Annotated in this window: 12 protein-coding genes; 7 read left to right on the top strand and 5 right to left on the bottom strand. The window is 47.0% G+C overall.

Annotated elements, in window-relative coordinates; translation table 11 throughout:
* Positions 1-205 precede the first annotated feature (205 nt).
* Positions 206-2,017 carry a hypothetical protein gene (locus K1X61_10100; GenBank protein MBX7108987.1) on the top strand — a complete coding sequence of 604 codons (1,812 nt, stop codon included), beginning with the start codon at positions 206-208 and terminating at the stop codon, positions 2,015-2,017.
* A gap of 31 nt (positions 2,018-2,048) precedes the next feature.
* Here the strand turns inward: K1X61_10100 and K1X61_10105 are convergent, their stop codons facing one another.
* The 5 genes from K1X61_10105 to K1X61_10125 form a co-directional block, all read right to left on the bottom strand.
* On the bottom strand, positions 2,049-5,468 hold the full coding sequence (locus K1X61_10105; GenBank protein MBX7108988.1) for a T9SS type A sorting domain-containing protein: 3,420 nt from the start codon (positions 5,466-5,468) through the stop codon (positions 2,049-2,051).
* Positions 5,469-5,626: 158 nt separating this feature from the next.
* Entirely contained in the window at positions 5,627-7,477 is a 1,851-nt protein-coding gene (locus K1X61_10110) for a tetratricopeptide repeat protein (protein MBX7108989.1), read from the bottom strand.
* A gap of 184 nt (positions 7,478-7,661) precedes the next feature.
* On the bottom strand, positions 7,662-8,072 hold the full coding sequence (locus K1X61_10115; GenBank protein ID MBX7108990.1) for a VanZ family protein: 411 nt from the start codon (positions 8,070-8,072) through the stop codon (positions 7,662-7,664).
* 55 nt (positions 8,073-8,127) lie between these two features.
* On the bottom strand, positions 8,128-8,508 hold the full coding sequence (gcvH, locus tag K1X61_10120) for a glycine cleavage system protein GcvH (protein ID MBX7108991.1): 381 nt from the start codon (positions 8,506-8,508) through the stop codon (positions 8,128-8,130).
* A 65-nt stretch (positions 8,509-8,573) separates the two neighbouring features.
* On the bottom strand, positions 8,574-8,789 hold the full coding sequence (locus K1X61_10125) for a hypothetical protein (GenBank protein MBX7108992.1): 216 nt from the start codon (positions 8,787-8,789) through the stop codon (positions 8,574-8,576).
* A 109-nt stretch (positions 8,790-8,898) separates the two neighbouring features.
* Between K1X61_10125 and K1X61_10130 the strand changes: the two genes are divergently transcribed.
* The 6 genes from K1X61_10130 (at position 8,899) to K1X61_10155 (ending at position 24,824) form a co-directional block, all read left to right on the top strand.
* Positions 8,899-10,491 carry a T9SS type A sorting domain-containing protein gene (locus K1X61_10130; GenBank protein MBX7108993.1) on the top strand — a complete coding sequence of 531 codons (1,593 nt, stop codon included), beginning with the start codon at positions 8,899-8,901 and terminating at the stop codon, positions 10,489-10,491.
* Between the two features lie 370 nt (positions 10,492-10,861).
* Entirely contained in the window at positions 10,862-13,132 is a 2,271-nt protein-coding gene (locus K1X61_10135; protein ID MBX7108994.1) for an NADP-dependent malic enzyme, read from the top strand.
* A gap of 3 nt (positions 13,133-13,135) precedes the next feature.
* A complete protein-coding gene (ruvA, locus tag K1X61_10140; protein MBX7108995.1) occupies positions 13,136-13,735 on the top strand; it encodes a Holliday junction branch migration protein RuvA in 600 nt (199 codons plus the stop codon).
* A gap of 240 nt (positions 13,736-13,975) precedes the next feature.
* On the top strand, positions 13,976-21,304 hold the full coding sequence (gene sprA, locus K1X61_10145; protein ID MBX7108996.1) for a cell surface protein SprA: 7,329 nt from the start codon (positions 13,976-13,978) through the stop codon (positions 21,302-21,304).
* Positions 21,305-21,378: 74 nt separating this feature from the next.
* Positions 21,379-22,743, top strand: a complete 1,365-nt coding sequence (locus K1X61_10150; protein MBX7108997.1) for an MFS transporter — start codon at positions 21,379-21,381, stop codon at positions 22,741-22,743.
* Positions 22,744-22,877: 134 nt separating this feature from the next.
* The gene (locus K1X61_10155) at positions 22,878-24,824 is read left to right on the top strand and encodes an alpha-1,4-glucan--maltose-1-phosphate maltosyltransferase (GenBank protein MBX7108998.1); all 1,947 of its coding nucleotides are present in this window, start codon (positions 22,878-22,880) and stop codon (positions 24,822-24,824) included.
* The last annotated feature ends 259 nt before the right edge of the window (positions 24,825-25,083 follow it).

The raw sequence follows: 25,083 nt of genomic DNA on the forward strand, positions 1-25,083 counted from the left end.
TCGTGATATATGAGTGTGATGCTGCAGCATCAATGACAGCTGATCCTGCTCAGGGGATGAGATCAACTCACCTTTCGGGTATGGTATTGTCATTTTCAGCAACTGTTATCACTTGGATTTTTAAATGCAGCAGGCCATTGTGCCGGAGTCTGCATTCTTGCATGGGAAATAAAATTGCTGCAGCTTGCAGGCAATTATTGTTTGCATGCTGAAATACAGGGAAAGTCATCCGGTTTCATTTGCTGCCTTTCTGTTCAGCATCATCTTCCTGACTGTTTCGGCTTTCCTTTATCCGAAGTGGAATATTCCCGCAACGGAAGCTACTATAAGCTGGGATGTGATGGGTTATTACCTCTATCTCCCTTCTTTTTTTTATGATGACATCAGTAAGCTGCATCAGCTTCCATATATTCTGGAGCAATATCAGCCGGTGAACGGATTTGGAAATGCCTTCCTGTTGCCGAATGGAAACTATCTCATGAAATATTCGATGGGCATGTCGCTGATGTACCTGCCATTTTTTGGTGTTGCCCATCTATGGGCTGTGGCGGGTGATTATAAGGTGGACGGATTTTCTTTTCCTTACCAGGTGATGATTGCTTTCGGCAGCATTGGCATAGCATGGATCGGGTTGTGGTTTGCCAGGAAAAATCTGCTGCGCTATTTTGGTGACGGGATTACAGCTACGGTATTGCTGGTGCTGGTGCTTGCCACCAATTATTTCAATTATGTGTCGTATGCCGGCGCCATGGCGCATAATTATCTTTTTACCATTTACTGCCTCGTGATATGGCTGACGATAAAATGGTTTGACCGGCCGTCATTTGCCATCAGTGCCGGTATCGGCTTCTTATGCGGACTTGCAACGGTGACACGCCCGACGGAGATCATTATTCTGTGCATCCCATTTCTCTGGGGCATCGTTGCCTGGCCTGCAATAGCAGGAAGGATCACGTTCTTCTGGCAAAATCGTAATATGATACTGATGGCAGGCGCCGCTTTCGTATTGCCCGTTTTACCGCAACTCATCTACTGGAAAATACTGTCAGGCGAATGGCTGTATTACAGCTATCAGGACCAGGGTTTCAGCTGGGCGCATCCGCATTTATACGACGGTATTTTTACCTATAAAAACGGCTGGCTGGTTTATACACCGGTCATGTGCCTGGCGCTGATTGGTTTCTTCTTCCTGTACAAGAAATTCAGGCCGGTATTCTGGCCATCATTGATTTTTATGCTGATCAATATATACATCGTTTTCGCCTGGGATATCTGGTGGTATGGCGGCAGCTTCGGATCACGTGCAATGGTGCAATCATATGCTGTATTGATTTTTCCGCTAGCCGCATTTTTTGATTTTTCCGCGAAGCGGAAGATAGCCCGCATCGCTACACTGATGCTGGTTTTGTTTTGCTGCTGGCTCAACCTGTTGCAAACCTACCAGGCACATGCAAAGGGAATTTTTGAAGCTGAAAACATGACGCGTGCGTACTACTGGAGAATCTTCGGGCGAACAACCATTGATCCTGCTGATAAAAAAATGCTGGACAGCAAAGAAGAAATGCCATCCGCAATGCAACAACAATTGCAGGTGACCGGCACCTTTAAGTCACCGGTATTTGACAGCCTGTATAATGTGAATGGATATGGTTCAGGCTTGCTGATTCATTTGAATGACAGCATTCAGTTTTCGAAAGCATATTCGGTGCCTGTCAGTCATGGCGGGGAATCGTGGTTACGCGCCAGCGCAAAAATCTATTTTCCTGATAAGGAATGGGATGTATGGGGCATGACACAATTCGTGGTTAAGTTGCAGGCAAAGCGGCAGGAGGTGAGGAACAACATGATGCGCATACAGCGTAACACCGAACAGGGAAGATGGCAGACGGTAACAGTGGACATTCACAAACTGCCATCATTGAAGGCAGATACTATACAGGTCAGTTTCTGGAATGCGAACAGCAAAAAGGAAATTTTTATTGATGACCTGAAAGTGGAGGAAGTGCCGGTGAAGTAGATCCTGCAGTTACTGCTTGCGACTTTGTTACTTATCTGCTCAATATTAATTTTTTCACAAAGGTCTTTCCATCCATTGTAACTGAACAGTAATAAATCCCCTGCGGCAGCTGGCTGCAATCGAGCATCAGCCGGTAGTTGCCGGCGGATTGCTTTTCATGAATCAACGGTTGCAGCACTGTTTGTCCTGTGAGGTTACACAAACTGATGCTCACCTCGGAAGGTTGCGGCAGTTGATAAGTGATAGTGGTGAATAGTTCAAATGGATTAGGAAAGACGGAGGCAGCGCCAATAATTACTGGTGCTGATGAACCGGTTACAGCATTCACTTTGAAAGGGGGCAAGTGTATGTCATCCAGCCATGCTGCATCGGCACCGTCGGAGAAATAACCATCTTTAGCATATATCCATTTGAAGGTATGCATGCCGCTGTCAACCGGATAAGAAGATACTGACCATGGTAGTTCTCCCGACCATCTGTTTTGAAGCACGCCATCAATAAAAAATGCCAGTGAATCATATCCGGCTTCGGAAGAAACTTTATGGGCGAAAGAGATGACGTCATCAAACTGAACCGGTAAAACGATCTCCAGCGTGGATGACTGAAAGTTATTTACATCACCCGACCTCGAACAATAATTTCCTTCAAAGGCATTTTCTGCAGTGGTGAACCAGTTGGCAACACCACTCAACTGCCAGTCGAAAGAGGAGAAGTCATTAGTTTCAAAATCTTCAATGGCCGGGCTGATGATGGTGGTAAATTCTTTGGCTGTGCTGTATGCGCCGGCCGTCAGCCCGCAGTTCAATAGCACTTTCATTCCGTAAGGCGCATTGGGTGCTACCGTAACTTCAAAGGTGGCTGTTTGATTTTCACCGGTGATAAGGCTATCCATCACTGCTGATGCCGTATTGATGGTGATAAAACTGTTTGAGGTGCTCAGCGTGGCGATGGCATTTGCTGAATTGCTGTGGCCGGTATTGCCCATAGACACGGTAATCATCGCTGTTTCCGCAGGATCAAGGTATCCGTTCCCGTTGCCACTCGCAGCATCCTCAATATTAAAAGTGTTAACCATCGGCAATGGTGCATTCACCGGTATTGTAAAAGATGAATTCCATGTATTGGCAGCAGCATCGGTAATGGTGCAACTGAACCATGCCACATGTCCGTCAGGAATATTATCTGCTGTGTGAAGCGTGAAGGCATTGGTTTGCAGGACGGCAGTATTGCTTTGAATAGTGTTGTACGAAGCATTCCCATCTGTAATTGTGATGTAAGGATCGGTGGTGGCAATGATTGCCGTTACACCTGTTGCCGCCGACAATCCGAAATTCTGCATCGTCACATCCAGTGCAAGTGGTTCATTATAATCAGCCAGTCCGTTGTAGTTGCCGGCTATATCGCTGATCACCGGCCATCCATTATAAACAAACGGGCCGGCAGGCTGCGTGGTTGGGACAGGAGCGATGTATGGTATTTTATTGTAACCGGTAATGGTAAGCAGTAAGGTATCACCAATCGTCAGCGGATCCATGGCAAGGTCGGCCATGCCGCTTTGCACGGTGGCAGTGGCTATCACCATCCCGTTTGCCGAAAGGCAGGCCAATGCATTTTCCGCATCGCAGGTGATGATGAAATGAGTGCTGCCCAGTTCAATGGTGGGATTGTGTGTGGCCAGCATGGTGGTTGGCTGCGCTGTTCTTACTTCAAGCGACGGATCACCGAAGCATATCCAGGTATCCGTCATGTTATAACCTGTTGCGCCGTATTTGTCATTCATGCTGAAACATCCGTTGATGGAAAGTCCGCCGAAGGTGCGCTTGATGTTATCCTCGTAACTCTCTGTAAGCAACAGGTTCATTTCATCCTGCGCTTCCATGGGTTCGGCCCATGCCTGAAGAATAGTGGACATGAAAGATGCAACCGTTCCTGCCGGCTGACCATTGTGGCTGGAACGTGCCAGTGCTTCGGCCAGGCAGGTGGTGCCGGTGAAGTTGCCGACACTGCATCCAACCGTCCACATAAACGGCCATTGCGTGGTGTTGATGAGGCTGTTTGCATTGCCGATGGTGAAGTTGGTAGTGCTCAGGTTGCTGCCGCTTCCATGGCCGGTGTAGTTAATGACACCTGTCCCGTTATCGATGAGATTGGAAAGGTCAACAGCCGTGGGATTACCGGGCGCATCGGGAGCATTATGCGTGCCGTCAAATAACTCCGCCACCTCCGTGTAACCATATCCGAGCAATTGTGTGCGGATGATATCTTCATGCGCAAAGTCCGCTTCGCCTTCATCACCGATGCCGGCGCCCTCGTTGGAAGCGATACAGATGCCTTTTGAAAAATGATTGTCCGTCAACGGCGTCTTCTCGTACGAAATGGTTTTGTTCACCTGGTTGATGATGTCTGTCTCAGATTCCGCGGAAAAGCGGCCGACAAAAATTTCCTGGTAATGATCATCACCTGTTATATATCCATAGTCGTTGTCTGAATCGCCTGCGCCGGTGCTGCTGCAGGCCACCTGTGCAGCATCACCGGCTAGCAGCAGGTAGGTGAGTCCTTTGGTATTGTAATAATCCACCACAAAATTTTTGATGGCAGTTTTATTATTTCCGATAAAAGCAACATCTACTATTTCCGTGCGGATTCCTCTTTGAATTTTCCAGTCTGCCAATGGTTGCAGGGCGTTCATGTAAGCACCATCGCTGATGATGAGCATATTGCCGGCTTCCTCCAAAGGATCGTAGCGCGTGTCATTTTTGAAGTTCAGGAACTGCGTGGCATACAGCTCATTGAATTCCGCAACCGGTTTCACCTGGTTGGCAGCATTTCTCAGCAACACATTTTTTGGCGGAATGTTATCGGGAGTAATTGCAATAGTAATTTCCGAATATACGCGCAATGTTTTAGTAACGGCATTGTATTGAAAAGGGTAAACGATGACGGTTTGTGCGCGCACATCACGCAGAATGTAAGGATCACGCAACTCCGCGAGTTGTTTGGGAACAAATTGGTTTTCGCTGTATGCTTCTCCATTTTTATATGGAACAGAGGCGGGATCAATATCTCTCAGCATAGATCCCTTGGATGGTGCAACGCTGATATTTTCATAGTCGTGGTAAACACTTGCCACAACTTTAACAGACATGTTTTTATCATCAGGAACAATGATGCTTGCCGTGAGTTTTGGCAGATCAGGAAATCCTGCTTTAAGAATCGGTGTTGCTTTGTCTGTAATAATAGTAACGGCTTCACCTGATGGGGTAGTCACTGCATGCTGTTGCATGCTGCCGGGTTGAAACCTGATCCCTACCTGATCACCATCATCGGAAAGCAGGCTGATATGGGTCATTTCAATGAATGATAGTTGTGAAAAAGCAGGTACAGCCAGGAGCAGTAAACAGGCAATACCACAAATGACCCTGAAGAATACTGGGTAAAAGTTCTTTTGCATAGCTGGAAATTGCACCACCGGAAAGAGACGCGTGAGGCTGGCAAATCTAAGCTAAATGGCGGAAAATGGCAGCGAATCGAGGTGTATCGTGCCGGACAGGAAAAACTGGAATGGAGCATTTCATTCCTTTAGCGCGTATCAGCATTATTATTGTTTCATCAATTCACTTCATCACCCCTCAACTCCCTGAATCTTTTACGCGCTTCCACTACATAGATGCTGCCTTTATATTTGAGCAGGATATCCTTATAAAGATCCATGGCTTTGGCTTTATCGTGGAGATAGTTTTCATACAGTTCCGCCAGCTGAAACAGAGCATCATCGGCCAGCAGGTCGGTAGAATAGTTTTTATCTAATTGATCAAACACGGAAGCGGCGGTAGTATAATCCTGTTTCGAGAGATAGATTCTTCCTTTGGAAAACAACACATCATCAGCCAGTGAATTGCCGGGAAATGTGGTGGTAATGGAATCCAGTGTCTGAATAGCCGCTTCAAACTTATTCTGAAAAATCAGCAGTTCGGCGCGTGAATACATTTCCATTGGTACTGTCGATGTATCCAAACCCATATTATCGGTCATGAACACGGATAAGGCAAGTGCATCATTGGCCACCAGTTCGGAAGTGGATCCTTTCAACACATCAAGCTGTGCCTGCGACCAGGGAAAATCACCCATGTAAAAGCTGAGCTGTGCATTTTTGAAACGGGCTTCTTCACCCAACTCATCTTCTTTAAAGGCTTTATCCACCTGCGAATAAAGCAAGGTGGCTTCCCACACTTCATTTTTTATCAGGTTATAATCGCCAAGGTCGAGCTTAAGATAGCCGGTCAGCTTTTTTTCGTTGGTTGGTATGCTCAGTGCTTCCTGTGCAATGCTGATTGCCTTGTCGATATTGTGCAGATATTTTGCTTCCAGGCTGGCAAAGTCGCGCATCGTAACGGCAGTTTGTGCGCTCTTGCCAAACTCGGTAAAATAGGATTCGTATTTGCGTTCCAGCTGTGTCAGCTCATCTGCCGTATAGTTGTGTGCAATGGTGATTTTCGTCCGTTCTGTAGTGAGCTCGCTCGCACGGGCCGGCAGGTACAGCATGCTGCCTTTCCCTTTTTCATTGATAATATACTGATAAGCTGCAAGGGCGGCATCATAATTTCCTTCGTCAAAAGCCGATTGTGCAAACTGAAACACACGCTGCCCTTCTTCCCTGTTGCGTTTATCAAGTGCTTTCACCTGCTGAAAAGCGGAGGTAAAATCCTTCTTCTGAATAAAATACCAGATCAGCATTTCCGCATACACTTCATTTCCGGGTTTCTTCTGAATGCGTTTATACAGCTCCGATTGCAGCGCGGTGGCATATGGCGCGAGTTCAATAAGCGGCTGCAACTGCCCTTCCACATCATCAGCCATGGATGGGTTGTAGTCAACGATGTCGAGATACGTCCGCACTACTGCCGGTATGTCGTTCTGCTTCCTGTACAATGCCGCAAGTTCAGGCAAAAACAAATCGGAGTTTTCCGCACTGAAGATCCTGCGTGCTTTAAGGTAACATGCGATGGCATAATCATTCAATGCCGCATTTTGAAACTTATAAGCCAGCTTATTCACCATGGGCACATCCGGTCCTAACAGCTTCAGCGCTTCATCGTATTGTGCGGTCGCCGATTTCTCCTCGCCCTGCAGATGATACACCGTCCCAAGATCAATATAGTAAGTGAGGTCGGCGGGAAATTTCTTGATCTGTTTCCTGATCGCCTTGACGGCATCATCAAATTGCCGGAGTGCAGTGAGGCTTTGTATATAATTTTGGAAAAACAGGGTGTTCTCCGGCGCCTTGTTGTATAACTTCTCATACATCACAGCCGATTTTTCAAACTCTCCGTTTTTGAAATATTCAAGTGCCAGCTGAACATCCTGCTGTGTCTGAGCCTCCACAGTTATGCAGGGGAGCAGCGCCACCATAAGAATGGCGATAGTTTTATAAGAGGTAAGTTTGTGAATCAACTTTTTCATCTTTTCAAAAATACATATTCCTTTCTGACAGCAGTTGCAGTCACTTGCTGGGGTTGAAGGTGCGCAGCAAATGGTACAAAGCAGTGCGAACTCAAAAAAAAGGATTCCGCAATGCAGCGGACTTTTTCAATGCATCATATAACGTACATCAGCCAGTGTGAGTATGATGTATAGTTGGAGTGCATTATTTTTTCTGCACTGTCTCAATTCCCATTCTTTCTTTGGTCAGGTACCACCGGAACAGAAAAATACCTGTCAGGGCGCCTGTTGCATTTGCCACCATATCCAGCCATTCAAACTTGCGGAAGGCGGTAAGCAGAGGTTGTAAGATTTCAATCAATACACCTGTGCCGGCCGAGAAAAGCAGGACAGCAAGTATGGTATCAAAGCGTGGCATCCGTTTCTGCTGATGCAGGAAGACACTCCGCATCAAAAGAAAACTCAACACACCGTACATAAAGATGTGAACCACTTTATCAATGTATAATTTTTGAAAAATGGTTGGCTGCGGCCAGTTTTTTAAGGGGGTGAAGGAAAGGTAAAGTATCACCAGCAGCCACAGCAGGAAGTATCCGAAATTTTTTATTAAAGGCATGGGCATAGGATAGCATTCACAAATAAAATCCGGACAGATACCTGGTAAAGAAATACTATTGTCCGATCATCTGTTTATAGGCAGCAGCATCCATCAGTTCGTTAAGCTCCGCCGGATTGCTGATGGACATTTTTACCATCCAGCCCGTGCCGTATGGATCTTTATTCACAGCATCCGGCTGATCATTCAGGGCGGTATTTACTTCCTGAATGACACCACTCACCGGCAGCAACAGGTCAGATACTGTTTTTACAGCTTCCACCGTGCCGAACACAGCATCCCTGTCAAGGGTCTCACCGGTTGTATTGATGTCAACATATACGATGTCGCCCAATTCACCCTGTGCAAAATCGGTAATGCCCACAAAGGCTGTGGTGCCTTCTACCCGTATCCATTCATGGTCTTTGGTATACTTTACGTTGTCGGGGAAATGCATAGTTTCTTTTTTTAGGGTAAAGGAACTTTAAAAAAGATAAATAGGCAACTGCTGATGCGATAAATCTATTCATCTGCTGAATTAGCATCTTCCGCCGGAGTTTTTTTCTTTCGTTTCATCACCATGCGCAGGATACTCATTATGATAAGCCCGGTTCCTGATCCGATTAAGATGCCTGCCGCAAGGTCATTGGTCAGATAGCCTGTAGTGGTTCCAATAAAAAAGCAGGCAATCATGACCAGGGCGGGAATAGCTTTGCGGATGCGGTTTCTTTCATTCATCTCGTAAAAATAAGCGAATCGGCAGCACCTTTAACGGCATCGATCCTATCCTGCCGGTTTTTCCATTTTGTGTACTTTTGATTTTTCTCAAACCTTCAATAATTACCGGATGAAGTTTCATTACATGCTGCTGTTGAGTTTCCTGTCAGTTTTCAGCATTTCCTTCGTATTCTCTCAAACACCGCCTTCCATTGCCTGGCAGATAACTCCCGGCGGGCCCGGAAATGATATCATTGAAGATATTTATCCGACGGCAGATGGCAATTATATCCTGTTCGGACTGGTAACAGATCATGGCGGCGATGTTTCATCCGACTGCCAGGTAAAGGGTGTTCACGATGTTTGGATCGTTAAGATGGATCCTTCCGGAAATATCATCTGGCAACATTGCTATGGTGGAAGCAAGGAAGAAGGCAACCCGTTTTCTAAAATTATTCAGACCAGCGATGGCGGATATCTTTTTGTTACCGAGTCATGGTCGAGCGACTTTGATGTGGTCGGCCATCATGCATACAGCGATGCCTGGACGATGAAGCTGGATGCTGATGGTAATATGGAATGGGCAAAATCTTTCGGCGGATATATCTACGACGTGCCGAGAAATCTATATGAATTGCCGGGACATAAATACATGGTGATGTCGCGTACCAGTTCATCCGATGGCGATGTGCCACCAAGCATAGACTCGCTGTTATTTGATGCATGGGTCTTTATTATTGATGATGATGGAAATATCCTTACGAATAAAATTTATGGTGGTACGGGTTATGATGATTTCTATAAAGCATTGCCTGCTGCCAACGGAAATATCGCACTATTCGGACTTACCTCATCCACTGATGGTGACCTTGCAGGACAAAGCGTTGATTCTACTGATGCCTGGGTGCTCACGATTGATACGCTTGGAAATATTGTTTCCAGTTTCACCTATGGCGGGCCTCACAACGAATACATCTTCGATGCGCTGAATACGGATGATGGCGGCTATGTCTGTTTTGGCGAATCCGGCGACCCCGGCACTCCCATTGAAAATGGTTCATGGCACGGCGACATGGATTTCTGGGCCATGAAACTGGATGCAAATGCGAATGTTGAGTGGAGGGGCATCTATGGCGGCAGTGACCGCGAACAATTCAGAAGAGCTTGCAAACTGCCCGACGGTTCAGGTTACTTTATGGCCGGATCAACCAATTCCATTGATGGTGATGTGGTGAATGAGGCCGGTTCAGGCAAGGATTTCTGGGTTGTGCAGATTGGCAAAAACGGTAAGCTGGCTTCCAGCGTGGCACTGGGCGGCTCCGGATCCGACTTTGCCTATGCAATCGTTGAACCCGGTATTGTGGCAGGTGCCGCTTTCTCAACTGATGGTGATGTCATTGACCTGCAGGGAACCTCCGATGGCTGGGTCATGCAACTGGATTATGCAACTGCTGCGATGCCGTCATCAACTGGCGCCGATGTTGTTTCCGTATTTCCAAATCCTGCCGCTGGCAGGTTAACTGTGGAGATGAAAAATAACAACGGTATCGCTGCTGTGCGCGTGAAAAATATCTATGGGAAGCAAATATCTCAAGCTATTGTAACCGGTGCCGGCATATCATTGGATATTAGTAACTGTCCCTCCGGCTTCTATTTGTTGGAAGTAACGGAAAATGAAGCGACGGGCCATACGCAGATTATCCCTTTTGAAATCATGAAATAGCCACATTGCTGAACGGTGAGCGGCAACTTATTACCTCTTGCCTGTCGCAATAACCACTGTGTGCTGATCTCATTTTTTGAATTGTTTTATCTGTGAAATCCATATCTTCGGCATTCCAAAAAAATCGCTGCTTATCGATTCTTACTTTTACCTGCAATTAAAAACAGTTTATGAGTAATTTGGACAAGGCTGAACCGCCGGCGAACCTTATAATTATTATGTAAGGTCTGATTCGGTTGCCTGCTTTGTACCCGATACCTTTTGATTGACTGATTCAATGGTGAATGCTTCGGCATGCAGCATCGTAAAGCAGTCTTCTTTCACCTGTTTTAGCGGCAATTTCATTTGATTTCTTTGGAAAAAAACAAACATGGCGGTAAAGATCAGTAAGCAGGATGCCCTGAATTATCACAGCAAGGGGCGCCCGGGAAAGATTGAAGTGGTATCAACCAAGGAAACCAAAACACAGCGTGACCTTGCGCTGGCCTATTCTCCCGGTGTGGCGGAACCATGCCTTGAGATTGCAGAAAACATCGACAAGGTTTATGCCTATACCACAAAAGGAAACCTGGTAGCCGTCATCACCAATGGCAGCGCTGTATTAGGATTGGGAGATATCGGACCGGAAGCAGCGAAGCCGGTGATGGAAGGGAAGGGCATTCTTTTCAAAATCTTCGCAGACATTGACGTATTTGATATTGAACTGAAATCAGCGGATACCGATCATTTTATCGCAGTGGTGAAAGCTATGGAACCCACCTTTGGTGGCATTAACCTCGAAGATATCAAGGCGCCTGATTGTTTTGAAATTGAGTCGAGGCTGCGTAAAGAGATGAATATCCCGGTCATGCATGATGATCAGCATGGCACAGCGATTATCTCCGGCGCTGCTCTGCTCAATGCCCTGGAAGTGGTCGGTAAAAAGATTGATGAGGTGAAGGTTGTCGTTTCCGGTGCCGGGGCTTCAGCATTATCCTGCGCAAAGCTGTATGTCTTCCTCGGTGTGAAAAAAGAAAACATCCTGCTCATTGACCGCTCCGGTGTCATCCGCAGCGACAGGGATGAAATAGATGAATATAAAAAACCGTTTGCCACACAGCACGATGTACGCACCCTGGCGGAAGCGATGGTGGGTGCTGATGTTTTTCTCGGTTTGTCTAAAGGAAATATAGTCAGCAAGGAAATGGTAAAATCGATGGCAAAAAATCCGGTCATCTTTGCCCTCGCCAATCCCGACCCTGAGATTCCATATAACGATGCACTCGAAGCCTGCCCCGATGCCATCCTCGCTACCGGCCGTTCCGATTATCCTAACCAGGTGAATAATGCGCTTGGCTTTCCGTTTATCTTTCGCGGAGCGCTGGATGTGAGAGCAAAAGAGATTAATGAAGCCATGAAACTCGCGGCTGTTCGTGCATTGGCCGACCTGGCAAAAAAGCCTGTTCCTGATATGGTGAACATGGCATACAATGAAAAGAATATCACTTTCGGAAAGGAATATATCATTCCCAAACTGATTGATCCGCGGTTACTGACGACCGTCGCGCCGGCGGTTGCCAGGGCGGCTATCGATTCGGGTGTGGCCAGGCATATCATCACCGACTGGGATGCTTATGTAAATGAGTTGTCGCAACGGTTGGGTACCGATGATGCCATAGTGAGGGTGATGATTAATAAGGCACGCCGCGATCCGAAACGCGTGGTGTTCTCAGAAGCCGATAACTATAAGATCCTGAAAGCGGCACAGCTTGTACTGGAGGAAGGCATTGCAAAACCCATCCTGCTGGGCCCGGTAAAGAAAATCAAAGACATGATTGCGGAAAACGGGCTTGACCTCGAAGATACCGTCATCATTGACCCCAACGTGCCGGAGATGGAATCCATACGCTGCAAATACGGCGAATGGCTCTTCGAAAAGAGAAAGCGCAAAGGTCTTACGCTTTATGAAGCCAGGAAACTGATGCGCGACCGCAACTACTTCGGATCAATGATGGTGATGGAAGGCGAAGCGGATGCCCTGATCTCAGGCCTCACCCGCAACTATGCACAAACTATCAAACCCGCCTTGCAGGTTATCGGCATCCGCGACAATGCGGCAAAGGTGGCCGGCATGTATATCATGCTCACCAAACGCGGTCCTTTGTTCTTTGCCGATTGCACGGTGAATGTGAACCCAAGTGCCGAAGACCTGGTCGACATCACTACGCTGGCGGCACATGCCGTGCAGCAACTCAATATTCAGCCGCGCATCGCTTTGTTATCCTATTCCAACTTCGGCTCCACTAAAGGCGAGGAACCGGAAACGGTTAGCTGGGCCGTGCAAATGCTGCGGACAAAATACCCGGGAATGATTGTGGATGGCGAGATGCAGGCCAACTTCGCATTCAGTGCAGAGTTGCTGAGAGATAATTACCCCTTTTCCGAATTGATTAACGGCGGTGCCAATACTTTGATTTTTCCCAATCTCTCCGCGGGAAACATAGCGTATAAGATGCTGCAGTCACTGGGTGCCGGTGAAGCGATTGGACCCATCCTGCTCGGATTGAAAAAATCCGTGCATATCCTCCAGCTGGGAAGTTCAGTTCGTGAAATCGTGAATATGGTTACCCTCGCTGTCATTGATGCACAATCCAAACCCTGAAACATGTTAGCCTACCTGCAGGGAAATATCACTTTAAAAACGCCGACGCATGTAATCATCGAATCGGGCGGGCTGGGTTATTTCGTCAATATCTCGCTGAATACATATGCCAGCATCCAGGACAAATCGTTCTGTAAACTGCATACCTATCTTCATTTGGGAGGAAGCCTTCAAAGTCCCATCACGGTATCGTTGTATGGTTTTTATGAAGAAGAAGAACGGCATATTTTTACCGAGCTCCTCAGCATCTCCGGCGTGGGTGCCGCAACCGTCCGTATGATACTGTCGGCCATGACGCCACAGGAAATTCAGCGGGCCATTGTTACCGATAATGTCAAGCTGCTCGAAAGCATCAAAGGCATAGGCCCGAAAACAGCAAAGCGAATCATACTTGAATTGAAAGATAAAATGGGTAGGAACCTGTCCCCGATGTCTGTGCCCGTTTCCGGAAGTAATAATGTAAAAGAGGAAGCGTTAAGTGCGCTCGTCATGCTTGGATTTTCACGGGTGCAGGCAGAACAAGCCGTGCAGAAAACATGGGCTGCAGGAGGACAAAGCATGAGTACAGAAGAATTGATTAAACAAACATTAAAAGCCATTTGAGATTACAGGCGGCGATCTTCTTATTAGCAGCCGCATGAACCGCTGAATTTGATGAAGATGCCCATGGAAAAACTGATTGAACGGAAGCAGTACTTTTTTCAAACAAATATTGACAATTTGCCCCCGATAATAACAACGCTCATCATGCTTCAATTTGTTTGCTGCCCTTCACCATGGCGGCCGTCCAAAAGCTGTGTGATCCTGTGTAACAATTTATCATTGGCATAAAAAACGCCCGGCTTGAATTTTAAAGTAAATAGCACTTTACTGGTTGTTACGGCTGTCGTTTCCATGAGCATTATTGCTGCACTGGGAAAAAATGGCCGCATGAAGCTCCCTTTCAGTATTCCTGCTGCAGAGGAAACCACTGAAACGGCCGATGCGGCTTTGCTGAAACCACCTCCTGTTTCCCTCGAAGCGAAGGTGGATACTCCGCCGCCAGATGATAACGGTGTTGATCTCACCTATCCGATTTACGACCGCCTTTCCGACTGGCTTACCGCTCCGCACAACTCATTCGATCTGCAAGATCCGTCTAATGTGGAGAAAGATATCGAGTATGATCCTGAATCAGGGCAATACATCCTTACAGAAACTATTGGTGATCAGTTTTTCAGGAATCCTACTTATATGACATTCGAGGAATACCTCGACTATCAGTCGAAAAAGTCGGAGCAGCAATACTGGTTCGACCGAAGCAATGCCGCATCGGCACTTTCGCAGAAAGGAGTGATTCCGGAAGTGAATGTGAACAACAGGCTCTTCGACCGGATATTTGGCGGAACGGCAGTAGATATCAGGCCACAGGGCAATATCGATCTTACCTTTGGCGGTAACTATCAGAATATTCTGAATCCCATTCTTACCAAGCGCCAAAGCCATCAGGGCGGATTTGATTTTGCTATGAATATTCAGATCAACGTTGTAGGAAAGATCGGCGACAAACTGAAACTCACCACCAACTATAACACAGGCGCAGTCTTTAACTTCGAGAACCAGGTGAAGCTCGACTATACCGGATATGAAGATGAAATCATCAAAAAAATCGAAGCCGGTAATGTTTCGCTTCCGTTAAAAGGCACGCTGATAACAGGTAACCAGAGTCTTTTTGGATTGAAGACGCAATTGCAGTTCGGCCGACTCACCGTTACCAACGTAATTTCACAGCAACAGTCGCAGGCACAGAATATTACGGTGCAGGGTGGCGCGCAGACACAAACCTTCCGCATCACGGCCGACCAGTATGATGAGAACAGAAACTTTTTGCTTGCCCAGTATTTCCGCCAGCATTACAATGAGGCGCTGGCTGGAATACCTGTCGTGAATTCACAGGTCACCATCAATAAGATTGAAGTATGGGTGACGAATAAAACGGGTGCCACGGTGGATGTGCGCGATGTGGTAGCCTTTATGGATCTTGGCGAGTCATCACCTTATTCCACCTCACCGGCTGTCGGACCAGCTACGAATAATGTGTTGCCGTATGCCAATAATCTCGACCCGGCACTCAACTCCAATAACCTTTACACAACCATCTCTCATGACCAAGCTGTACGTTCACTCGATCTCTCACTGCAAACGCTAACGGGTCCGGGATATAACCTTCAACCCATACAGGATTTTGAAAAAACATATGCCCGTAAGCTGGGTCCGAATGAATATACTTTTGATGCCCGTGTGGGCTACCTGATGCTCAATCAGCAGCTGAATCCTGATGAAGTGTTGGGCGTTGCTTATCAGTACACCGTCAACGGCCAGGTTTACCAGGTGGGTGAATTTGCTGCCGATGTTCCGCCTAATGTGGATACACCCGGCGTGCTGTTCCTGAAAATGCTGAAGAGCACCTCTACCCGCACCAAGTTGCCGATCTGGGACCTCATGATGAAGAACGTGTACTCCCTTGGCGCTTACCAGGTGAACTCACAGGACTTTTTCCTGGATGTGTATTACCTCGACCCGGGCGGAGGTGAAAAAAGATATGTGCCCTCCGACAATATTAACGGTACACCATTAATTCAGGTGCTGGGCCTCGACAGGCTGAACAACAACAACGACCCGCAGCCGGATGGTGTGTTTGACTTTATCAGCGGCATCACGATCAATCCTTCCAATGGAAAGGTCATCTTCCCCGTACTGGAACCGTTTGGTTCTGATCTGGCCAAAAAATTCTCTTCACTCGTTGCAGCACAGCCCTATGTCTACCAGGTGTTGTATGATTCCACTAAAACTATTGCGTACCAGTTTCCGGAGTTCAACCGTTATTCCATTAAGGGCACCTACAAGTCCAGCGTGTCGTCGGAAATTTCACTCGGTGCATTTAACGTTCCCAGCGGTTCGGTTACCGTTACTGCAGGTGGACAGAAATTGATTGAGAACGTGGATTTCACGGTAGATTATAACCTTGGCCGCGTAAAGATCCTGAATCAAAGCCTGCTCAATTCCGGTGTTCCCATTAACGTAGCTTTCGAAAATAATGAGTTGTTCAGTTTTCAGATCAAGACTTTGTTTGGCACACGGCTCGACTATTACATCAACGATAAGTTTACGTTAGGCGGCACCTTGCTGAAATTATGGGAGCGCCCATACACTGTTAAGCTGAATGCCGGCGACGATCCCATCTCCAATGCCATATATGGGTTGGATGGCAGTTACACCTCGGAGTCTTCCTGGCTTACGAAAATGGTAAATGCCATTCCGCTCATCAATACGAAGGAAACTTCATCGGTGACACTTTCCGGAGAAGCTGCCCGTCTGGCACCCGGCCATTCCAAGGCCATCGGCAAAGACGGTACTGTTTATATAGACGACTTTGAAGGCACACAAACATCCTACGATCTGCGGTTTCCTTTTGCAAGCTGGTCACTGGCCAGCACACCGCAGGATCCGCAGGGCGGCCTGTTTCCTGAAGGTACGCGCATCAACGACCTGAGTTATGGTTACAACAGGGCCAAGTTTTCATGGTATAACATTGATCCTTATTTCTGGGGAACACGCGCTCCAGCCGGCATCAAAGGCGTAGGCATCGAGCAGAATAACTTTTATTCTAGACCTGTGCAGTCCATTGAAATCTTCCCGCAGCAGGACAACAGCAATCAGCCATTCAACCAGAATGAAAATACCTTCGACATTCGTTTTGAACCGGGCAAACGCGGCCCTTATAATTTTGATACAGACAGCCTCGGACAACAACTGACCGTTGATGCAAATGGCGACATCCTGTTGCCCAATCCGGAAAACCGATGGGGCGGTATCCAGCGTGCCATCGATCAGACTGACTTTGAAGAAGCCAACATCGAATACATACAGTTCTGGGTCCTTGATCCGTTTCTGAATGTGGCCAATGACGGGGGAGATCTTTACATCAACCTGGGAAACATTTCCGAAGACGTATTGAAGGATTCAAAGTTCCAGTATGAAAACGGGTTGTCGGCAACAGGCGACACGACCATTGAAAGTAAAAGTAAATGGGCATACACACCTAAGGTGCCTCCTGTCACCCGTTCATTCGATAATGATCCGAATGCAAGGCAATTCCAGGATATAGGATTCGATGGTAACCGCACCGTGGATGAACAACGCTTTTTCAAATCCTACATTGATGCACTTGGCAGTATCTACGGAGTCGGTTCAGCAGTGTATAATGCTGCGGTAGCGGATCCATCTAATGATGACTACCGCTATTACGATGATCCCGTTTATAATGATGCGCAGACCGGCATCCTTGACCGTTATGCTAAATACAACAACTCAGAAGGAAACTCACCCATCTCCAGCGGTAACCAGGCCGTTTCTTTCGCGGCTACCAATGAGCCGGAAACAGAAGATCTGAACCGCGATAATACGATTACAGAGAACGAAGAGTACTTTCAGTATAAGGTGCAAATCAACCCGCAGTCGCTCTCCCTTATAGGGCAAAACTTCATCACCGATATGGTAACCTATGATGTGCCTGCGGTAGATGGTTACAGCCCCGGGCAGGAAAGATGGTACCAGATCAAGATTCCTATCAATGAATACAATAAAAAAGTCGGCAGCATCCCTGACTTCAAATCCATTCGTTTTATCAGGATGTATATGGCTGGCTTCGATACCACAATCATCATGCGTTTTGCGCGCATGGAGCTCATCCGAAACCAATGGAGGAAATATCTTTTTTCACTCGAGCAGCCCGGTGAATATATCCCCGGAGATAACTCCGGTAATACATTCTTCAACCTCACTTCTGTAAGTCTTGAAGAAAACTCGAGCAAGCTGCCGTTCAACTATGTGCTGCCGCCCGGTATTCAGCGGGAGCAGATCGTTGGGCAGGTTAACACCATCTACCAGAATGAACAATCGCTCTCCCTGCAGGTGTGTAACCTTCGAAACGGCGATTCACGTGCGGTCTATAAAAACATCAACCTCGACCTCCGCCAGTATCAGAACCTTAAGATGTTTGTTCACGCTGAATCGGTGGCCGGAAACGAACCCCTGCAGAATGGCGATATCACGGCATGGCTCCGGCTCGGCAGCGATTTTACCAGCAACTATTATGAGTATGAAGTACCGTTGATTGTTTCCACGGAAGGTATTCAGACGGATGTCAACATTTGGCCTGACTCCAACAACTTCGATATCTCTTTGCAGGATATGATTGATGCCAAACAGGCCCGCAATTTTGCCGGTGTTCCCATCACCGTGCCGTACGTGGTGGAGCTCGGCAATGGAAAAAGAATAACGGTGGTCGGTAATCCTGATCTGGGTATCGTGGCTACAGCCATGCTCGGTATCCGTAACCCGAAGAATGGAACACCGGATGATAACGGCAATCCTGTCTGCGCCGAAATCTGGTTTGATGAACTGCGCCTTGCAGGATTCGATGAAAAAGGTGGTTATGCTGCCATTGCTCGCGCCGACATCAGGCTGGCAGATTTCGGAACGGTCACGCTGTCCGGCTCCATGCATACGATCGGCTACGGGCAGCTCGAGCAAAAACTAAATGAACGGTTTAAGGACGATTACACCGCATATGATGCCGCCACCACGCTGGAGCTCGGAAAGTTCTTCCCTAAAAATGCAGGTATCAGGTTGCCCATGTATGCAGGCATCTCCAAAGCCAACAGCAATCCGCAGTATGATCCGTACGATCACGATATCCTGCTGAAAGAAAAACTCGCGCTGATCACTGACCCGGCGCAGAAAGCACAGGTGCGTAAAGATGCACAGACGTACCGGTCTATCGGCAGCCTCAATTTCTCCAATGTCAGAAAAGTGAGCATGGGCAAAAATGCCAACAGCAAGCTGAAGATCTATTCGCCCGAAAACCTCAACCTGACGTATGCCTACACCCGCACGTTGCTGCACAGTCCCATCATCCAATCCGATATCACGAAGCAACATCATGGTGAGCTGGGCTATGCATTTCCCGGAAAGTCGAGGTATATCACACCCTTCGAAAAAATGATCCCTTCAAAAAATAAATACCTGAAGCTGATCCGCGATATCAACTTTAACTTCCTGCCGACTAACCTCACGTTCCGTACTGCCATGGACCGGCAGTTTAATGAAACAGTGCTGCGGCCTATCTCGCAGGATGAAATCATCATACCTACGTACAACAAATACTTTACCTGGGACAGGGCGGAAGGACTGAAGCTGGATATTTCGAAAGGATTGAACCTCGATTTTAATGCGCTGGCCAATACACGTATTGATGAGCCGGTCGGACTGATTGATACCAGGGAAGAGAAAGATTCAATTTTTAAGAATATCAAGGGCTTTGGCCGAACAACCAACTATACGCACAATACCAACGTCAATTATACAGTGCCACTGAGTAAAATTCCTTTCCTCGATTGGACACAGTTAACAGGTCGCTATGGCACCAATTATACATGGCTCACGGCACCGTTGGTGCTGGACAGTGGTACCAACCGCATCATTCCAAGCACGCTGGGTAATACCATCTCCAACACGCAAAACCTGAGCTTCAACGGTGAGATGAATTTCAGGAACCTTTACAACAAATCGAAATTTCTGAAACGGTACGATACCAATGCCGCCATTCCCAACCGCAAGAAAGCGCCGGGAAGCAAAACATCGAAGAATAAGGAGGATGAAGAGGCTGAAGGAGATAAGGCGGTGGCTGACACCAAGAAATCAACTGACAAAAAAACGAAGCCCATTGGTATAGAGGCTTATGCCATCCGAATTCCGCTCATGCTGAAACGTGTTTCCTTCAACTATACGGAGAATCATAACACTGTGTTGCCTGGTTATCTCTTTAAACCGAAATTCATCGGCCAGGATTTCACAAATAGCGCACCGGGCTGGGGATTCATTTTTGGCTATCAGCCCGATTCTGTATGGCTGAATAAAAAGGCGCAGGCCGGCTGGATATCATCGGATACAACGCTCAATTATTTATTTGTACAAAACTCCAACCAGAACACCAGCATGAAAGCCACGCTGGAACCCTTTAAAGACCTGCTGATAGATCTGAACTTCAGCCGGACCAACTCAGATAATATTTCAGAATATTTTAAACGGCCCACTTCCTCCTCTGACTTTCAACACCTCAGCCGCGTAGAGTTTGGAACCTACACTTCATCATACATACCGATTAAGACCAGTTTCGTTCCATTGAAGCCCAACGACTTTTCAGAAACCTTTGTAGAGTTTGCGAAATACCGGGAAACCATCTCCAAAAGACTGGGCGAGGTGAATCCAAATTCTATTGGCACATTCAGCGATTCATTGTCTAACTATGAAATGGGTTATGGCCCTTTTTCAACAGACGTGCTCATACCGGCTTTTCTTGCGGCCTATGGCGGAAAGGATCCGGGTTCTATTTCACTCGGACTTCCGCTGAATAAGTTTCCGCTTCCTAACTGGCGTGTAACCTACAACGGCCTTACCAAAATTCCATGGGCAAAAAAAATCTGGAGCTCTGTTAACATCAGCCACGCCTACAATTCAAACCTGTCCATTGCGTCTTTCTCTTCATCGCTCGACTTCGTAGGTGCTACAGGCAATCAGGTGGCTTTCCCATCCAAGATTGATTCCTTATCGGGAAACTTCATTTCCTTCTACGACATACCAGCCATCTCCATCACGGAAGCATTTTCACCGCTGATCGGTATTGATATGACCTGGAAGAATTCTCTCACCACAAAGTTTGAATACAAGAGAGGCCGTAACCTATCATTCAGCTTCCTTGATTACCAGCTAACCGAATCAAGAACACAGGAAATTACCGTCGGACTCGGATATAAATTCCGCAATGCCACCTTGCCTTTTAAAGTGGATGGCAAAAAGAAACGGTTAAAGAATGATATCACCTTCCTCATGAATGTTTCCTATGGTGATAATATCACGCTCAGCCAGAAGCTGAACCAGGAAACACCATCCCAGGCAACGGCCGGAATTGAAACACTTGCCTTTTCACCCACTTTCGATTACGTGGTGAATAACCGGCTTAGTGTCCGCCTGTTTTTCAATAAGCGTTATACCGTACCGAAGATCTCCAATTCCTATCCTATCCGCTACACCGATGGCGGCGTGACCATACGGTTTACACTGGGACAGTAATTGCAGCTTTTTCCTCTGTTCAACAGTTGTTTGAGCTGGTGCCGCATATCATGCGCTATAGTCCACAAACATGTATGCGTGGCACCGCATTCTTCAGCCTTATTTTATTTGTAGGGCAATATTGCTCTTTCTACTCTTTTAGATTCAATCATGTTTTATATTTATCCGCTGCAAAAACAATGGATCAGAAAAAATCACTTTCCACCAATGTGCTGAATATGGCTGTAATCATCGCAGCACTCGGCTACTTCGTTGATATCTACGATCTCCTTTTATTTGGCATCGTACGCCGGCCGAGTTTAATTGCATTGGGTTATACAGAAGACAAGCAATTGCTCGATATCGGCGCCTACCTGCTCAACTGCCAGATGGCCGGCATGCTCATCGGCGGCATTCTCTGGGGAATACTCGGCGATAAGCGCGGCAGGCTGTCCGTTCTCTTTGGATCCATCATCCTCTATTCAGTCGCCAATATTCTTAACGGAACCGTCAACACACTGGAGATGTATGCCTTCTACCGCTTTTTAGCAGGTGTCGGCCTGGCCGGTGAACTCGGTGCCGGCATTACGCTGGTAGCTGAAGTAATGACAAAAGAACGCCGCGGCTATGGCACCACCATCGTAGCGGCATTCGGTATTTTCGGTGCAGTGGTCGGTGGGCTCGTCGCTAAGCTGTTTGACTGGAGAATGGCCTACTATATCGGCGGCGGGTTGGGCATCGCCTTATTGATACTGCGCATCAGCGCCTACGAATCCGGCATGTTTCATCAGTTAAAAAGAGAAACGGTGGCAAGAGGAAATTTCCTCAGCCTCTTCACACACCGTAAAAGATTTTCGAAATACGTGAAAGGAATACTGATCGGCATACCCATCTGGTTTGTAATTGGCATCCTGATCACCTTCGGCCCGGAGTATGCGCAGGCATTAGGTATTGGCATTGATCCTGCTACCGGAAAAACGATCGTCACCGGCGCCAATACCATCATGTATCATTATGCCGGTGCCGCATCAGGCGCCTTGTTTTGCGGCATGCTCAGCCAGTATCTTCAAAGCCGTAAGAAGGCACTGCTGTATTTTCTTATTGCGGACACCATTTGTGTCTTTGCCTTTGTCTCCCTCAGCGGTATCTCCGTTCCCATGTTTTACTTTTTTTCTTTTCTCTTCGGCATTGCCAACGGATACTGGTCGGTCTTCATGACCGTAGCCTCCGAAGCATTTGGCACCAACATACGTGCTACGGTCACCACCACCACTCCCAACTTTGTGCGCGGCGCGGTGGTGCCGATGACTTCTGTTTTCTTATGGGTCGAAGGTTATTCGGGCAGCATTATCACGGCGGCACTGTCCGTTGGCATCGTGGTGCTGCTCCTGGCCTTTGTGGCGCTGTGGCGAACAACAGAAACCTATGGCAAAGACCTCGACTATATCGAAAACAGTTAAGCAGTTGGCTTATGTCATGTACTGAAAGACAAGCATGTTGATTGAAAAATCAGGAAACCGTGTCATCGTAAATTATCTATCATTGCAAATCCATCTTCATAACCCAACTTACTTTCATTCTTTATTCCCCTGCCATGCAAGGACAACTACGTGTAAACATCGAAAACCTCACACCGCAGCTCGACGGTGGCCGATACTGTATTAAACGCATTGCCGGAGAACGCGTGACGCTGGAAGCTGATATCTTCTCCGACGGCCATGATGAAATCAATGCGCGAATCGCCTATAAACATGCCGCCGCTGACGATTGGCAGTATGTTGCCATGGAAGCCACTGAAAATGATCATTGGAAAGGAAGTTTCGTGGTGGAAGTGATGGGATTCTGGGATTTCAGGATACAAGCATGGGTAGACCATGCCATGACCTGGCAACACGATCTGAAAAAACGGGTTAAGGGGAAACAGGTTGTTACCGTTGAACTGCTCATCGGTGCCAACCACCTTGAAAGAATGCTGAAGAAGGCAACCCGCCGGGAGAAAACGGAAATCACTAAAGTAATTGCATTGTTTCGTGATGAGCGTAAATATGAAAAAGCCGTTGAGGAAGCACTGAGTCAGCAGGTGGCACAATGGATCCGGAAATATCCTGACGATTCCATCATCACTGAATATCCTGTCAGCGGACAGGTTTTCGCCGATCGTAAGAAAGCGGGTTTCAGCACCTGGTATGAATTGTTTCCGCGTTCCACCTCTTTCACACTGGGCAAACATGGCAATTTTGGCGATGTGGAGAAAGTATTGCCCAGGCTAGAAGAGATGGGAATTGATGTCCTGTATCTTCCGCCTATTCATCCCATCGGCGTCTCCAACCGGAAAGGCAAGAATAATGCTACCGTAGCCAAAAAGGGGGAATGTGGTTCGCCGTGGGCTATTGGTTCAGCGGATGGCGGACATAAATCCATCCATAAAGAACTCGGTACACTGGAGCAGTTTCACCACCTGGTAAAAACCGCCGCTTCGCATGGCATTGAAATAGCGCTGGATTATGCATTGCAATGTTCACCCGATCATCCATATGTTAAAGAACACCCGGAATGGTTTACCTGGCGGCCCGATGGCACGGTGCAGTATGCTGAAAATCCGCCGAAAAAATACCAGGATGTTTTACCGATAAATTTTGAAACGGCCGATTGGGAGAACCTCTGGCAGGAATTAAAGAGTATCGTTGATTTCTGGATTGAACAAGGTGTTAAGATTTTCAGGGTGGACAATCCGCATACCAAGCCTTTTCCATTCTGGGAATGGCTGATCCGTGAAGTCAAACAGGAACATCCTGAAGTATTGTTTCTTGCAGAAGCCTTTACGAGGCCAAAAGTGATGCAGCTGCTGGGCAAACTCGGATTCTCGCAATCATATACCTACTATACCTGGCGCAATACCAAACAGGAGATTACTTCCTACCTGCAGGAGCTCACGCAAACAGCCATGCGCGATTACTTCAGGCCCAATTTCTGGCCCAATACGCCCGACATCAATCCATACATGCTACAAAGCGGACTCGAATCGCAATTTATTGCAAGGTTTTTTATGGCTGCCACACTCAGCTCCAGCTATGGATTTTACGGTCCGGTGTACGAGATGATGGTGCATGATGCTATTCCGGGAAAGGAAGAATACCTAAATTCAGAAAAGTATGAAGTGAAATGGTGGGACTGGGACGCAACCAATAAACTGAAAGAGCTGATATCCATCGTGAATGAAGCACGATTTGAAAATGAAGCACTGCAACAAACCAATAACTTGCAGTTCTGCGAAACCGGCAACGATAAGCTCATCGCTTATTTCAAGCAAAATGATCATGGCACCAACTCAATGCTGATGATCGTCAGTCTCGACCCATACTATAAGCAAGGTGGTTATGTGAAGGTACCGATGCACCTGTTCGGGAAAAATGATCATCAGGCCTATAAAGTGCACGATCTCATCAATGATGCATCATACACCTGGCACCGCGAATGGAATTATGTTGAACTGGATCCGTATGTGATGCCCTGCCATTTATTCAGGATAGAAGAGATATAAAGAAAAATTGAACAGATAGATCAGCGGGGCAGATTGCATTGGATATTGAATATTGATTATTGAATATTGATTATTGAATATTGAATATTGATTATTGGATATTGAATATTGAATATTCAACACCCAACACTCAACACCCAACACTCAACATTCAACACTCAACATTCAACATCCAACACTCAACACTCAATATTCAATTTTCAATACGAATAGTCGGACTTAGTTATGAATTTAATCTTACGATGCTATCATATTTTAT

The sequence above is a fragment of the Chitinophagales bacterium genome, assembly GCA_019694975.1.
In the GTDB taxonomy this organism is placed as follows: Bacteria; Bacteroidota; Bacteroidia; order Chitinophagales; family UBA10324; genus JACCZZ01.